Annotated in this window: 11 protein-coding genes; 5 read left to right on the top strand and 6 right to left on the bottom strand. The window is 46.1% G+C overall.

Annotation, left to right across the window (positions count from 1 at the left end; all coding sequences use genetic code 11):
- Positions 1–118: 118 nt before the first annotated feature.
- From RDV52_RS07150 to xpt, 3 genes are all read right to left on the bottom strand, one after another.
- Positions 119–595, bottom strand: a complete 477-nt coding sequence (locus tag RDV52_RS07150) for a hypothetical protein (protein ID WP_004366309.1) — start codon at positions 593–595, stop codon at positions 119–121.
- Between the two features lie 93 nt (positions 596–688).
- Positions 689–2,032, bottom strand: coding sequence for a nucleobase:cation symporter-2 family protein (locus tag RDV52_RS07145; protein ID WP_004366310.1), 1,344 nt, complete (start codon positions 2,030–2,032; stop codon positions 689–691).
- A gap of 5 nt (positions 2,033–2,037) precedes the next feature.
- A complete protein-coding gene (gene xpt, locus RDV52_RS07140) occupies positions 2,038–2,610 on the bottom strand; it encodes a xanthine phosphoribosyltransferase (RefSeq protein ID WP_004366312.1) in 573 nt (190 codons plus the stop codon).
- A gap of 294 nt (positions 2,611–2,904) precedes the next feature.
- Between xpt and RDV52_RS07135 the strand changes: the two genes are divergently transcribed.
- Together RDV52_RS07135 and RDV52_RS07130 are read left to right on the top strand one after the other, a co-directional pair.
- Positions 2,905–4,977, top strand: a complete 2,073-nt coding sequence (locus RDV52_RS07135; protein WP_004366315.1) for a TonB-dependent receptor plug domain-containing protein — start codon at positions 2,905–2,907, stop codon at positions 4,975–4,977.
- A gap of 639 nt (positions 4,978–5,616) precedes the next feature.
- A complete protein-coding gene (locus tag RDV52_RS07130) occupies positions 5,617–6,507 on the top strand; it encodes a hypothetical protein (protein ID WP_004366317.1) in 891 nt (296 codons plus the stop codon).
- 536 nt (positions 6,508–7,043) lie between these two features.
- On the opposite strand, the gene RDV52_RS07125 is transcribed toward RDV52_RS07130, so the two are convergent.
- Complete coding sequence (locus tag RDV52_RS07125) at positions 7,044–9,557, bottom strand: YfhO family protein (protein WP_004366319.1); 2,514 nt, start codon at positions 9,555–9,557, stop codon at positions 7,044–7,046.
- Between the two features lie 98 nt (positions 9,558–9,655).
- On the opposite strand from RDV52_RS07125, the gene RDV52_RS07120 reads away from it, so the two are divergent.
- The 3 genes from RDV52_RS07120 (at position 9,656) to RDV52_RS07110 (ending at position 12,528) form a co-directional block, all read left to right on the top strand.
- The gene (locus RDV52_RS07120; protein WP_004366320.1) at positions 9,656–10,354 is read left to right on the top strand and encodes a 5'-methylthioadenosine/adenosylhomocysteine nucleosidase; all 699 of its coding nucleotides are present in this window, start codon (positions 9,656–9,658) and stop codon (positions 10,352–10,354) included.
- A 14-nt stretch (positions 10,355–10,368) separates the two neighbouring features.
- Complete coding sequence (locus RDV52_RS07115; protein ID WP_004366321.1) at positions 10,369–10,857, top strand: S-ribosylhomocysteine lyase; 489 nt, start codon at positions 10,369–10,371, stop codon at positions 10,855–10,857.
- 186 nt (positions 10,858–11,043) lie between these two features.
- Complete coding sequence (locus tag RDV52_RS07110) at positions 11,044–12,528, top strand: BspA family leucine-rich repeat surface protein (RefSeq protein WP_004366322.1); 1,485 nt, start codon at positions 11,044–11,046, stop codon at positions 12,526–12,528.
- Positions 12,529–12,823: 295 nt separating this feature from the next.
- On the opposite strand, the gene RDV52_RS07105 is transcribed toward RDV52_RS07110, so the two are convergent.
- Together RDV52_RS07105 and typA are read right to left on the bottom strand one after the other, a co-directional pair.
- A complete protein-coding gene (locus tag RDV52_RS07105) occupies positions 12,824–13,513 on the bottom strand; it encodes a porin family protein (protein ID WP_004366323.1) in 690 nt (229 codons plus the stop codon).
- A gap of 108 nt (positions 13,514–13,621) precedes the next feature.
- The gene (gene typA / locus RDV52_RS07100) at positions 13,622–15,424 is read right to left on the bottom strand and encodes a translational GTPase TypA (RefSeq protein WP_004366324.1); all 1,803 of its coding nucleotides are present in this window, start codon (positions 15,422–15,424) and stop codon (positions 13,622–13,624) included.
- Positions 15,425–15,506 lie beyond the last annotated feature (82 nt).

Here is a 15,506-nt window from a genome sequence, read left to right as displayed (position 1 = left end):
GAATTATAGTTCGTTTTTTAACCTATTGTAAAGATATGCAAAAGCCCTGTGTTCCTGCCGGAAATTATTCATCGTTCATATCCATTGGATACCAAGGAATGCCCCGACACGGGGGAGGCTATTGTTCAATCTTCTCTACTTTTGGCGACGAAACTTTCTCGATGGCTGGCGGCGTGGCGGGCTTCGACGTCGTTTTTGCGGGTGCATTTACCGTAGGATCTGCTGCTGGAGTTGGCAGCGGAACTGTTGGTTCTGCGTCAGCCCTGTTGTCGTTTGCTTCTTTGCGATGCGTGTCCGATTTGTTTTCTCCGTTGTCTTTATGTGCATCGTCCTTGTTGGCTGCCGTTTCTTCGCCGGCTGTCATGTCGTTTTTATGTAGCTTTCTGTTCTGCCATAGGTAGTCGCCCACCACATCGACCGTGTCGAGCACGGCATTCCGTTGTTGTTCTTCCTGCTGTTCCTGTTCCGAAACTATATCGTCTTCGGCTATTACAAGGTTGTAGAACAGTCCGAAACCTAACAGAACCAATAGTACCAAGAGCAGTTTAAAAGTGAAAGAACTTATAAACTTGCGTTTCTTCGCTTCGTTCGCCATAGTTTTTATGTTTTAAATCAATTGAATGTTCGTCTGCAAAGATAGGAATAAAAAACTGAAAAAAAGCGTGGGGCAACAATACTTCACCTGTTTTTATTCCTTGATGCGAATGAGTGCGTTTGCCAGAATAGCCGTCAGTCCGCCCATCGTTATGCCGCTCGAGAATATGTTGCGTATCACTTCAGGCATCTTGTCCAATATGTTCGGCACGAGTTCTACGCTCAGTCCCATCGCAAAGCTGATTGCCATGACCAGAACTGCCTTGCGGTTGATGGCTGTGGCAGCTATGATGCGAATGCCCGCAGCGGCTACTGTTCCGAACATCAGCAGTGTTGCACCACCGAGCACACAGTCGGGGATAAGCGAAAAGAACTGTCCCACCACTGGGAACAAGCCCAAGACGAGCAGGGCACCTGCCACAAAGTAGCCCACATAGCGGCTGGCGACGCCCGTAAGCTGTATCATTCCGTTGTTCTGCGCGAAGATTGAGTTCGGGAAACTATTGAATACCGCTGCAAGAAACGAGTTGAAACCGTCTGCCAAGATACCTCCCTGCGCGCGTTTCATGAATACTGGTCCCTCGACTGGTTCGCCCGAAATGAGCGAGTTGGCGGTAATGTCTCCGTAGGCCTCAACTGCTGTTACCAAATATATCAGTCCCAATCCGATGATGGAGCCGGTGTCGAAATGCAAACCATACTTGAAAGGTACCGGAATGTTCAGTGCGCCCGTGTCGCCTAACCGTGAAAAGTCGATTAGTCCCAGGAAGTAAGCCACCGTAGATCCCAGTATCAAGCCCAGAACGATAGATGCCATTCGCAGGAACGGATTGCTCGAACGGTTGAATATTACAATGCTTACAAGCACAAGCAGCGCCAGTCCGAGGTTTTGCATAGAGCCGAAAGTGCCTGCGTCCATAGCCGCATTGCCGCCACCACACGAGTTTATGCCCGCTTTTATTAAGCATAAGCCAATAAGCGTAACAACTATGCCCGAAACCAACGGAGTTATTATCTTGCGCATATAGGGCAGCACGCGGCTGACCAGCATCTCTACAACCGAAGCCACCATGCAAGCTCCGAATATATAGCTTAGTCCCATCTCGACATTCATCTTCCCGTTTACCATTCCGAGCATGCCGGCTCCGATAATGGGACTGATGAACGAGAACGATGTACCTTGAATGCACAGCAAACCTGCGCCAAGACTGCCGAAACGTCTGCACTGAATGAAGGTTGCAATGCCCGAAACAAACAAAGACATAGAAACAAGGAATCCGGTTGTTTCCAAATCAAATTGTAACTCAGAGCTGATAATGAGTGGTGGAGTAATGATAGCTACGAAAATTGCTAACAGATGCTGCACGGCAGCAAAGATTGTTTCGCGCAAAGGTGGGCGGTCGTTCAGCCCGTAAATAAGTTCTTTTGCTTGTTCCATGGGTTTTATTGTTGTCTAATCTTTATTTCGCAGTTGTCTAATGACTCGATGATTGCCAAGCTTTCACAGCGTATTCCCGCTGCCTCAATAATCTCGCGACCGTGTTGGAACGCTTTTTCTATGATAAATCCCATACCTACAAGCTCTGCTCCAGCTTGCTTGCACAGGTCTATAATGCCTTTCGCAGCATTTCCGTAAGCTAAGAAATCGTCTACGAAAAGCACCTTGTCGGCTGGTGTAAGGTATTCTTTTGAAATGCAAACATGGTATTCGCGCTGCTTCGTAAACGAGAATATGGTAGACGAAAGCATATCTGCCATCGTGGAGGGCTTCTTTTTCTTGGCAAAAACAACAGGCAAATCGAGCAGGAAACCCATCATAATGGCAGGCGCAATGCCACTTGCCTCCACTGTTATAATCTTGTTTATCTCCGTAGAAGCGTAGCGACGGATAAACTCCACGGCTATTTGCTTCATCAAGTTAGGGTCTAACTGATGGTTAATGAACTTGTCTACCTTCAATATTCCCCCTTCATAGCATTTCCCGTCCTTAAGAATGCGGTCTGTCAATGTTTTCATTGTACGGTTACTTACTTAGCTTTCTACTTTTTTGATACTTAAATTTGCCTAACAACGATATAACTATCCGTCTGTTAGAAATATAAAGTGCAAAAGTAGTAAATAATAAAAAACTATCAGCCTATCTTATCATTTATTTTCCTGTTTAGTGGAAAGAAGCGAAACAAAAGGAAAGAAATAGCCGAAGTAGCAGACTTTTCCGTAATAATTTATGTACTTTTGCATCTCGGTTTCGGCAAGGTCTGCCTCCCACTAAGAGCAGATAGCCCGAACCATTAATAAATTTATTACATCATGTACAAACCAATTTTAAACAAGCGTAGTGTACTGAAGTTTACCCACTTCTCCAATCACGGCTATTCGCTCTTTGCTGTTCTCGGCAAGGAAGTGATAATTGGTGTACTGAGTGTTGCTACTCTTCAACACGCAACGGCACACAACACAAGTAATGAAGCCTTGCAGACGAGCAGCGATTCCACAGTAACCAACAAGCAAGTGATGCTCGAAGAAGTGAATGTAACGGGTACGCGAGCGCCGCTGACTGTCAGTCAGCAAGCGAGAATGGTAACTGTACTGAGTCGTGAAGACATTCAAGCCGCGCCAGTACAAAGTGTAAACGACCTGTTGAAGTATGCCGTAGGGGTAGACGTGCGCCAGAAAGGAGCTTTAGGAGCACTTACCGATGTGAGCATACGGGGCGGAAACTCCGAGCAGATTACTGTTTTGCTGAATGGAATCAACATCTGCGACGCCCAAACAGCCCATAACACTTTCGATTTCCCAGTCGATATAAGCGAAATCGAACGCATTGAAGTTCTCGAAGGTCCGGCAGGACGCGTTTATGGCACATCTTCTTTATTAGGTGCGATAAACATTGTAACCAAGACTCCCCAATCTTCTTCTCTCTCTGCACGCATAGAAGGTGGCTCTTATGGCTATCTTTCGGCGGGCGCACGTGCAAACATTGCGCAGGGACATTGGAATAACCAGCTCTCGGGTTCGTTTACGCATAGCGACGGCTATCTGAGAAACAAGGTCGGAAGACTGAATGCCGATTACAAAACGGGCAAGGTTTTCTACCAAGGCAACTACAATGACGACCTAATTGCGGTGAACTGGCATGCTGGAATGAGCGTTAAAGACTTTGGTGCAAACACGTTCTATGCGGCAAAATACGATGACCAGTTTGAACATACGTTCAAGACTTTCACTGCCCTGCAGGCTGAAAACAAGCAAGGAAGGTTCCACATCCGTCCGTCTATCTATTGGAATCGCAGCATGGACAGATTCGAGCTTTTCCGTGGCGCACCGCAGAAGTATGCGTACAACTACCACAGAACCGACGTATATGGTGTGAACCTCAATGCTTATTTCGACTGGAGTTTGGGGCGGACTGCATTTGCTGCTGAACTGAGACAAGAGGAGCTTGTGAGCACAAACCTTGGCGAAAAGCTCGGACGGCAGCACCACATTCATGGAACCGACCGCGACTATACGAACGGAATTAACCGCACCAACCTGCAATTCGTGCTGGAACACAACATAATTCTTTCGCGCTTTACGTTATCGGCAGGCATCGTTGCGGTGAAGAACAGCCAAGCCGACATGAATATGCGCGTTTATCCGGGCATAGATGCAAGCTACCGGATAGGCAACGCATGGAAGGTGTATGCGTCGTACAACACTTCGCTGCGTATGCCTTCGTTTACCGAACTCTTCTATTCTGTGGGTGGACACAAGGCAGACAAGCACCTGAAACCCGAAGAACTCTCGGCACTGGAAGCCGGCATGAAGTACGATGCACACGGAATCAGCGGTAAGACAAGTATTTTCTATAATCGTCAGAAGAACCTTATCGACTGGATTTCTGACGGAACACTCGACGCGAACGGTGCCACGCTGTGGAAAAGCGTGAACTTCGGACGCATCAATGTCGTAGGCATAGAGGCTTCGCTTCGTTTCGACTTCCGTGCCCTGATGCCTTCACAGCGTTTCCTGAAGCACTTTGGCATAGCCTATTGCTATCTTAACCAGAACGAAAAGGAGCACAAGGGCATTACGAGCAAGTACGTTTTAGAGTATGTGAAGAATAAAATGGTGGCTGATTTGCAGCTGAACCTGTGGCGAAACCTCGACTTCGGTCTGAACTACCGCTTGCTCCACCGCATGGGAAACTACATCGACACCGCCAATCAGCACCATAAATATGCAACGTATGGCATACTCGACACACGCCTTTCGTGGAACGCAGGCAAGTGGACAGCCTTTGTTGCTGCCAACAATCTGCTTAACAGAGCGTACGTAGACTACGGAAACGTGCCTCAACCCGGCACTTGGCTCACTACCGGCATCAGCATACAGATGTAGCCTCTATCGGGCAACTATAGAGGTTGCTCTATACATTATATTAGTAATCCACAGAAAGTACTGTTCAGCAAGATATTGTCAGCAGACATTGTCTTGCTGTTCGTCATTTTGTACAGATGCAGATAGGGCAGGGAGAGAAATAGAGTTTGCTTTTTTCGCAATGGGAGCCGGGACAATGGACAAAGTCGGCATCTAACAGATTGCTACCAATTTCAGCACTTCAGCATATTTTTTTCATATTTATTGCAACTTTCAAAGAAAAAAGTTTATCTTTGCAAGTGAATGGCTAAATAAAGCGTAGAACTCTCTAAGCCTATTACGATGAAACTATTAACAAAGTATATACCAACAAGCCTCTGCAGGGCATACCGAAACAGTAGCGCAGACACGCTTTGCGTGCCCTCTGTGCACCTTTCCAAACCGTTCGGAGAGAGCGACCATTTAAGAGTTTCAACAGCTTTTACACTATTTGGGGATTTCGCATATTTAATCGAACATATACCACGCAGGCTTCGCCTGTATCTCTATTATAAGGAGATGCGAGTGGGAGGGCTGCATTATCAGCCCTCCTTATACTAAGGACAGGCACCCCAGACGAAATGATTCCTCTAATTATTAAATATTAAAAACAAAAAAGTTATGAAAAAACAACTATTACTTATGTCCATTCTCACTACAGTGACGACAATGTGGACAGGCACGGCACAAGCTCAAACCAAGTACGACCTCTACATTGCCGGCACGCAGGTTACCTCTGACAATTGCAACGACCTCTCCAAGATTAAAGGCGTAACAGGCAAGGTGAAGTACGACAATGCCACCAAGACGCTTACACTCGACAATGCCACCATCAGCAACACTGCTGACGAAGATTATAACGGCAGTGGAGTCGGCATCGACAACAAAACCGACGGTTTAACCATTCATCTCATTGGCAACAATACCGTTACTTCAGAGAAGAGCGTGGGTGTGTGGAATGCTGACGGCAAGACCCTCACGTTCACGAATGATGGCAGTCTTAAGGTGAAAGGCTCAACTGCATCAAGCGACGCATACTACCAAAGCGGTATTTTCAACTACGGCACTATCACCGTGAACAACTGTACCATCGAGGCAACGGGAGGAGCAGTGGGAATAGCTTTCGGCTATTGGAAATTCGACAATTGTAACGTGCGTGCCAAGGGTGGTGGCAAAAGTGAAGATGTCTATATAGGCAGCATCAGCTATATGTGGGGAAAACAGCCCGAATTCAAAGGCTGTGCCATTACTGCCCCTGCAGGAAACTACTGGGAAAAAATCGAAGCTGGCGACGATAACTTCTACTCTCTCTTTGGTACTGGCGAAAAGGTTATTACCGACTGGGTAACCATTACCAAGGGCGCAACGGGCATCGACAAGTCTACTACCGACACTGCTATAAAGGATAATCGTGGTATTTATACGCTTCAGGGCGTGCGCTTATCAGACAAGCTCGAAAGCCTGCCTAAGAATATATATATTGTGAACGGACAAAAGGTAGTGAAAAAGTAAGAAACAACCATGTTCCGCACCCGTAATCGAGGTGCGGAACACTGCTTTCAGGGGGTGTATGACAACGCCAGGAACGTGGAGTTTACGTTAGTTCGATATAAGAAAGCAGGCTAAGCAAGCAATCCTATAGATATTCTTTTACCCACTAATAAACTTTTACTCACCAATGAAATAGTGGGGATTTTCCTATTTAACTTTGTAAAGATAATTCTGTTGGAAAGTACCAATTGTGCTCTGACATTGCGAAAGCGGCTGTTTCGTGATGTAAAACCTATGCTTTTAACGTGTAAAACAGCCGCTTTGGGAACGCAAAACGATAGGTTTTATAATACTCTGACGATTAGACTGTTAAGCAATAACTAAGTTTGTAGAAAATATTTACATCTTTATTATCTTCTTTTCTGTCGATTTCGGAAAGCACACCACGCCGCCCATATTCGAGATAAGGGTGCAACACATACAGAGAAAGCCACCGCAACGAAGGTCATTGCGGTGGCTTCTTCTTTTTAAGATAATTTCAGATGGCTGCAAAAGTCTTATTCGTTCGCTGCCTTTCGCTTCTTCCATTCCACGAAGAGGGCTGCGCAAATGGCAAGCAGAAGAACTGCGAGAGCTGTGTAGGCTATGGTTTCGGTGATGCTGATGCTCGATGGGTGGAAGTCAAGCACTACTTCGTGCTTGCCTGCCTTCACGTTCAGGGCACGCAGAATGTAATTCACACGACCGAGTTCGGCAGGCTGTCCGTCTATGGTAGCAGACCAACCAGGATAGTAAACTTCCGAGAACACAACCACTCCGCCCTTTGCAGAGTTCACGGCGTAGGTCATATTGTTTGGTTCATACTTGGTCAGCACGACGCTTGCAGTAGAGTCGTTGGCTGCTGTTTGCCCGAGTACGGCTTCAAACTTCTTGTCGGCTACGGCTTCGTGGCTGACGTCTATCTTGCCCACTTCGGCGTATTCGGCATTTGCATCGGCTACATAGGTAAGTTTATCTACAAACCAGCCGTTGCCTTGCGCATACGGATTTTGGATAGAAGTGGTGGCATTGCCCTGCAACGGAACAATAAAGTATTTGGCGTTGAGCATATTCAGCACGGGGAATAGCTTTCTGCCGTCTACCTCCGACATTACACCTCCCTTGCTTCCAATGGCTTGCATAGCTGCCTGCATTTCGGGAGCGATGTACTTGTCTATCATTTCCTGATAGCGGCGGAGCTTGGCTGGGTGATAGCCACCAATGCTCTTGTGGAAATACGACGTATTGTTTTCGTTGAATGCGCCCGACGCGAAGTTCAGCACACGGTACGACAAAGCCTTGTCTTTCAATATTTCCATATCGGTTGCGGTAGCCTGCTGTGGTGTGTCGCGTTCGCTCTTAGGTACAAACATCTCGTCGTTTAAGTAGCGTTTGTCTACTTGCCAAAGGTCTATCAAGCAGAGTGCTGCTATTCCAATAATAAGATAGATTGCCTTAATCTTCTGTGCCTTAAAGAGTAAAAGCATGGCAACACCAATGATTATGACGATAATTGAACGCCAAGCATCGGCACTTACCATTGCAGCACGCATGGTGGCAATGCTCGAAAGCATCATATTCTGAACATCGGGTGTCATACCTTGAATGCCCGAAAGCATCTGACGCTCTTGCTCTGATATGAAAGGTCCCATCATACTTGGCATCAATGCCATTACGAGAGCTACACCTGCGGTAAGCGCAAGACTGGCATAAACAAACTTCATGTTCTTTGTAAGCACCGTCGGTTCGTCCACAATGCGCTTCAAGGCAAGGGCAGCGAGCAACGGAATGGTAAACTCTGCTATTACCAATATGCTGGCTACGGTGCGGAATTTAGCGTACATCGGTACATAATCGAGGAAGAAATTGGTGAAACCCATGAAGTTGTGTCCCCACGAAAGCAATATAGAAAGAATGGTTGCTGCCAACAATGCCCACTTCAACGGAGTCTTAACAATGAACAAGCCCAGCACAAAGAGGAAGAGAACGAAGGCTCCCACATAGACTGGACCGCTCGTACCGGGTTGCGTTCCGAAATATTGTGGCACTGCTTCGTAGAGTTGTGGCAGCATATTTTGCACTTCGGGATTGGCTTTTGCCATTGCTGTTGCGTTCTGACTCAACGGAACACTTGCGCCACCCTTGGCATCTGGCACAAGCAGCGTCAGGGTTTCGTCTATTCCGTAGCTCCATTGTGTAATGTAATCACGGTCGAGTCCCGAACTGGTTTGATTGGCACTGTTGGCTTTTGTCAGTTCGCTCTTGCCGCGCATACTTTCTTTCTGGTATTCCCAAGTATGGTATAGGTTCGAAATATTGATGGCTACACCTATCAATGCCGCTGCTACGAGTACGCCAGAAGCCTTCAGGAAGTGTTGGAAACGCTTTTCGCGAATGGCTTGCACAAGGTAGGCAACTACCATAAACAGTACTATGAAGAGGTAGTAGTAAGTCATTTGCACGTGGTTGGCTTTTACTTCAAAGGCTGTGAACACCGCTGTAACGATGAAGCCCCACAGGTATTTGCCCCGATAAGCCAGCACCACGCCTGCTATCATCGGCGGAAGATAAGCCAATGCCATTACCTTCCAGAGGTGTCCGGCGGCGATAATGATAAGAAAATAGGAAGAGAATGCCCACAAAATACTGCCTAATGCAGCCAGCGATTGGCGGAAGTTAAACGCACGAAGCAGGATATAGAAGCCCAAGAGATAGGCAAAGAGGAACCAAACATAGTCGGGCAACCAAAGGTGATATGCCGACATGGCTGCCGAAAGTCCATCGGTGGAACTGTACGCAGGCGAGATTTGATAGGTCGGCATACCGCTGAAAAGCGAGTTTGTCCATCGTGTTACCTCGCCTGTACGCTGTTCGTACTCGGTAAGTTCCTGTCCTAAACCTACACTTGCCTGCGAATCGTGACGGAAAAGTATCTTGCCTTGCGATACGGGCACTAAAAAGTAAGCAAAAGAGATTACTGCAAAGAGTGCGACAACAATCGCATCGGGCAGACATTTCTTCAAAGTATTCATGTTCTATTTCTGTTTAAATCTTCGTGATATGCGTGCAAAGATACAAAAAACTCGTTACTTACAACTGCCTCCTACTAACTTTTTCGTACCTTTGCAATATGAAAATAGGCATTATTGTGGCAATGGACAAGGAGTTTACGCAGCTCAAGTCCATTCTCGAACATACGGAAACGGTGTGTCGCAACCATAAGGAGTTTGTGCTTGGAAAGGTTGGCGACAAGGAAATAGTGTTGCAGAAGTGCGGCATCGGTAAGGTAAACTCTGCCATTGGTGCAGTGGAAATGATAAACAATTATAAGCCCGACCTTGTTGTTTCGAGCGGTTGTGCGGGCGGAGCAGACACTACGCTGAACGTTATGGACGTGGTGGTGGCTACGGAATGTGTCTATCACGATGTTTCGTGTGGTACCGAAGCCGCCAAAGGACAAGTTATGGGTATGCCTGCACGCTATGCAACGCCTGCGGAACTGGTAGAGAAAGCACTTTCGCTGAACGATACGAAGGACGGAAACGACTTCACCATCAAGGCTGGACTTACCGTGAGCGGCGACTATTTCGTTACGACGAAAGAGAAAATGCAGTCTATCATGAACGATTTTCCCGAAGCAACGGCAGTCGATATGGAGAGTTGCTCCATTGCGCAGGTATGCTATGTATATGGCGTGCCTTTCGTTTCGTTCCGCGTCATCAGCGACATTCCGCTCAAAGACACCGACGCGAGTATGTATTATGACTTCTGGAACAAGGTTGCCGAAGGCAGTTTCGAAGTTACAAAGCATTTTATCAACACACTTTAAACGCAAAGAACAATATGGACAAGATACCTTCTTTCACCATCGACCACGACCGTTTGCTGCGTGGTATCTACGTCAGCCGACAGGATTGTGTAGGCAACGAAGTAGTAACAACCTTCGACATTCGTATGAAAGAGCCTAACCGAGAGCCTGCATTGCACATCGGTGCGCTCCATACCATAGAGCATTTGGCGGCAACCTACCTGCGAAACGATGCCGAATGGAAAGAACGTGTGGTTTATTGGGGACCTATGGGCTGCCTGACGGGCAACTACTTGATACTGAAAGGCGACCTGAAGTCGGCAGAGATAGTAGACCTTATGCGCCGCACCTTCGAGTTTGTAGCTTCGTTCGAGGGCGAAATACCGGGCGCAACACCCAAGGATTGCGGCAACCACCTGCTTCACGACCTGCCGATGGCGCGCTGGGAAAGTCGCAAATTCGTAGACGAGGTATTGAATAAGATTACCGAAGACAACCTAATCTATCCGTTCCGCGAAGAATAATAAGAAAAAAAACACTTTTACATTCCAAATTGTTGTGGTTCTTAAAAAAAAGAATTATATTTGCAACTGAACGGAAAGATATCGTTTACCACTGACAAAAGCGTTCATAAACATTGCCCCCGTTCCGTCCCATTGTATGAGGCAAACGGGGGTAATTTGTCTAACTAATTATAAAAAAATACGACTATGAAACCAAAACTACTTTTCTCATTGTTTGCCATAGCAATAATGCTAATGGCAGCACTACCGACGCAGGCACAAAAGAACGAAGCATATGTCGTAGTAAGCGACGACGGCGCAACGCTCACGTTCTATTACGACGCACAGAAATCGAGCCGAACGGGTACGGTGTATGGTATCAAGGAAACCCGATACCAAGGCAGATGTCCAGCTTGGGCAGGAGTTCCCGAAGCTAATAATACATGGACTACTACGGTCGTGTTCGATACATCGTTCAAGAACTACCGCCCGACAACCACCCGTTGTTGGTTTGGCGATTGCAGAGCCTTGAAGAATATCACGGGTTGGGAAAATCTCAACACGTCTGAAGTAACCGATATGACGGAAATGTTCTTTGCTTGCACTTCCTTAACCTCGCTCGACCTATCGAACTTCAACACGGCAAACGTTACCAACATGAGCATGATGTTCATGCACTGCATTGCTCTGACCGCGCTCGACCTATCGAGTTTCAACACAAAGAACGTAACCAACATGAGGCACATGTTCTTCAACTGCAAAGCACTGTCTTCGCTCAATCTTTCAAGTTTTAACACGAAGAACGTAAGAAATATGAGCAGTATGTTCTCTGTCTGCGCCAATATGACCTCGATTAATGTCTCGAACTTCAACACCGAGAACGTAACCGATATGGAAGAGATGTTCATGAGTTGCACCAAACTGACATCGCTCAATCTTTCAAACTTCAATACAGCAAAAGTTACCCGTATGGGCTATATGTTCCGGGCTTGCTCAAACCTAACCGCACTTGACCTTTCGAGCTTCAATACGGCAAATACAATAAACATGGGAGAGATGTTCACTGAATGTCAAAACCTGACTTCGCTCAACCTATCAAGCTTTAACACAACTAACGTAACCAGTATGGCAAATATGTTTCGTGGTTGCAGCAGTCTGAAATCGCTTGACTTATCAAACTTCAACACGGCTAAAGTTGGTTTTATGGATAATATGTTCGACGGATGCATCAGTCTGACCACCCTCAACATTTCGAGTTTCAATACAAAGGAAGTAATCCATATGAGGAGTATGTTTCGGAACTGCAAGAAACTGACTTCGCTCGACCTGACAAATTTCAACACGAAAGGTACAGTGTCGTTCAGCGAAATGTTCAGTCATTGCGAGTCTCTGACCACCATTTACTGCAATGATGCATGGAATTGCAGCACTGCAAAGGATATGTTCAGCTTCTGCGAGAAACTCAAAGGTGCAGTCGCATACGACAAGAACAAAACCGATGGGTCGATGGCAAACCCCGATACGGGATATTTCACAAGAAAAACACCATCGGGAATTTCGGCAGGCATGTCATCGAACAACGCTACCGTAAGAACTATTTACTCTGTCAATGGCAAGAAACAGAAGGAATTGCAGCGTGGAGTAAATATCGTTCGTATGAGAGACGGAACGACGCGTAAAGTTGTAAAATAAGAAGCAATAAACACGTAACGGAACAACGCCGTTTGTCGTAACGGAGTTACGGCATTCATCGCAACGGAGTTACGACCAATGCCGCAACGGGGTTACGACGATCGTCGTAACCCCGTTGCGGCAAGAGTCCCTATTTGGCAAGTATTTCGACAGCCTCCAAACACAAAGCAACAAAGCTTACCATACTCTACGAATAAAGTGCAATTATACCCCACGAGGGTTATAAAAAGCAATAAAAGCATACAACAAACCGCCTTGGCAGAGCTGCCAAGGCGGTTTGTTGTGTTGTTTACTTTTACAGATTAAACTTATATCCTACCGACACTGTGATGATTCTGTTTTTGCTATCGCCTAAGTCGTGACCGTAAACATTTGAAAGCCCGAAGTTGTAGCGAGCCATCAGCATCACGTTCTCATATTCGTAGCTTATGCCAACAGGTATCGCAAAGGCAGTTTTCTTGAACAAAGACTTTGCATTGCCTTCACTGACTAGATTCTTATCGTACTTTATTCCACCTTTCCCGTCCGTTTCATACTCTTGCATTTCAGTGTGCGATGTAGCCTTTGTAAGGAAAGATGGCTGACACCCTATAGAGAGTGCCAAGTCTTTTGATATATAAATGTGAGCAAGCAGTGGAACATCAACATATCCCAAATTGTAATATGAATCGTGGAGAACGGTGCCACTCCTTGCTGACAGGTCGGCAGGAATATCTTTAAAGTTGCAACCAGCCTGTGTGTAAGCAACACCACCAGACAGCGCCAACTTGTCTGTCAGCTGGTAATACACGTCTGCACCGCCCGAGAAACCTATTCTTGTCTGCGAATGCGAAGTTCCATTATATGGAACATAGATAGCATCTTTAGTTAAATTAGCAAAGCTAACGCCAACGTGTGGTACCACCGACCACGTTCCCCACTTAGGTTGTGCCTGTGCACCAAAAAGGGTGAGCACAAATAAACATAATAAAAAAAGTCGTCTCATAAGTATGTTTTGTTTTACTTATAAAACGACCTTTTCACCTTATTATTATATTATAGGCTGGCTTTTTCAGCTCTACAACCGAATAGGCAGGGATAATAAAGAAAGTGTTTACTCCTTGCTTTCGCGCTTACGCTCAAGGTGGTCGAGCAGTATCTTGCGCATACGAATGCTCTTCGGCGTTACTTCGATATACTCATCTACCTTTATATATTCTATACATTCTTCAAGGCTCATCTCCACTTTCGGTATCACGCGCGCCTTATCGTCAGAGCCCGACGCACGCACATTGGTAAGTTGCTTCGCCTTCGTTACGTTGATAACCAAGTCTTTCTCGTGCACATGCTCGCCGACAACCTGCCCGCCATAAACCTCTTCGCCCGGGTCGATGAAGAATTTGCCACGGTCTTGCAACTTGTCGATAGAGTAAGCGTATGCCGTTCCATTTTCCATAGCAATCATAGAACCGTTGGTACGGCGTGTGATTTCGCCCTTGAAAGGCTGATATTCCTTGAAACGATGCGCCATAATCGCCTCGCCCTGACTCGCAGTAAGCACGTTTGTGCGGAGTCCCATTATACCACGAGAAGGTATTTCAAACATTATGTTCACACGGTCGCCCTCCGTATCCATACTCAAGAGTTCGCCCTTGCGACGCGTTACCATATCAATCATCTTGCTCGAAAATTCATCGGGAACGTTTATTGTAAGCTCCTCAATAGGCTCGCAACGCTGTCCGTCTATCTCCTTATATATTACTTGTGGCTGTCCCACCTGCAATTCGTAGCCCTCACGGCGCATTGTCTCTATTAGAACCGAAAGATGCAACACACCACGACCACTTACAAGCCATCTATCTGTATATCCCTCTACAGGTGCAACACGCAAAGCGAGGTTCTTTTCAAGCTCTTTCTCAAGACGCTCGTTAATATGGCGCGACGTACAGAACTTGCCTTCCTTTCCGAAAAATGGCGAATCATTGATAGTGAAGAGCATACTCATAGTTGGTTCGTCCACAGCAATTGGTGGCAATGCTTCAGGATTATCGTAATCGGCAATAGTATCGCCTATCTCGAAATGCTCTAACCCAATAATTGCACATATATCGCCCGAGCCAACAGCATCGGTCTTGCGGTGCGTCATACCCTCGAAGGTGTGCAGTTCCTTAATCTTTGTGCGTTCCTTGCTGCCGTCTCTATGGCATACAGTAATATTCTGACCATCTTTCAACGTGCCTCTATGCACACGACCGACAGCAATTCTACCTGTGTAACTAGAGAAATCTAACGATGTAATAAGCATCTGCGGTGTACCTTCTAACTGCTCAGGTGCAGGAATAGCCTTAATAATAAGGTCTAAAAGATAATCAATATTATCGGTTGGAGTCTTCCAATCAGCTCCCATCCAACCATTCTTAGCCGAGCCATACACAACAGGAAAATCTAATTGGTCTTCTGTTGCATTCAAATCGCACATAAGGTCGAACACCATTTCGTATACTTCTTCGGGCCGACAGTTAGGTTTATCTACCTTATTTACAACCACTACAGGCTTCAAACCAAGTTGTAAAGCCTTCTGAAGCACAAAGCGTGTTTGTGGCATTGGTCCCTCAAAAGCATCTACCAATAGCAAACAGCCGTCTGCCATATTCAATACACGCTCCACTTCACCACCAAAATCGGAGTGTCCTGGCGTATCAAGTATATTAATCTTAGTACCCTTCCAATTGATACTTACATTTTTGCTAAGAATTGTTATCCCTCGTTCGCGCTCCAAGTCATTGGAGTCTAACACTTCGTCGCTGTTATTTTGTCCATCACGGAAGAGTTTACCAGCGAGCATCATCTTGTCTACCAACGTTGTTTTACCGTGGTCTACGTGCGCAATTACTGCGATGTTCCTAATATCTTGCATTTATTATGTCTTAAATCCACACTCAATTGTGGGTGCAAAATTACAAATAATAATCGTAAAAGTATTGTGGAATAAATAAAAT

This window comes from Prevotella nigrescens, assembly GCF_031191185.1.
GTDB classification, from domain to species: Bacteria; Bacteroidota; Bacteroidia; order Bacteroidales; family Bacteroidaceae; genus Prevotella; species Prevotella nigrescens.
The sequence above is the reverse complement of the archived record's forward strand: the minus strand, read 5'-3'. Positions and strand labels throughout refer to the sequence as shown.

Bases quoted from the DNA above. Each gene is read 5' to 3' on its own strand.
- RDV52_RS07145 (WP_004366310.1), bottom strand. From the start codon at position 2,032: ATGGAACAAGCAAAAGAACTTATTTACGGGCTGAACGACCGCCCACCT.
- RDV52_RS07130 (WP_004366317.1), top strand. From the start codon at position 5,617: ATGAAAAAACAACTATTACTTATGTCCATTCTCACTACAGTGACGACA.
- RDV52_RS07135 (WP_004366315.1), top strand. From the start codon at position 2,905: ATGTACAAACCAATTTTAAACAAGCGTAGTGTACTGAAGTTTACCCAC.
- typA (WP_004366324.1), bottom strand. From the start codon at position 15,424: ATGCAAGATATTAGGAACATCGCAGTAATTGCGCACGTAGACCACGGT.
- RDV52_RS07125 (WP_004366319.1), bottom strand. From the start codon at position 9,557: ATGAATACTTTGAAGAAATGTCTGCCCGATGCGATTGTTGTCGCACTC.
- RDV52_RS07150 (WP_004366309.1), bottom strand. From the start codon at position 595: ATGGCGAACGAAGCGAAGAAACGCAAGTTTATAAGTTCTTTCACTTTT.
- RDV52_RS07110 (WP_004366322.1), top strand. From the start codon at position 11,044: ATGAAACCAAAACTACTTTTCTCATTGTTTGCCATAGCAATAATGCTA.
- RDV52_RS07105 (WP_004366323.1), bottom strand. From the start codon at position 13,513: ATGAGACGACTTTTTTTATTATGTTTATTTGTGCTCACCCTTTTTGGT.
- xpt (WP_004366312.1), bottom strand. From the start codon at position 2,610: ATGAAAACATTGACAGACCGCATTCTTAAGGACGGGAAATGCTATGAA.
- RDV52_RS07120 (WP_004366320.1), top strand. From the start codon at position 9,656: ATGAAAATAGGCATTATTGTGGCAATGGACAAGGAGTTTACGCAGCTC.
- RDV52_RS07115 (WP_004366321.1), top strand. From the start codon at position 10,369: ATGGACAAGATACCTTCTTTCACCATCGACCACGACCGTTTGCTGCGT.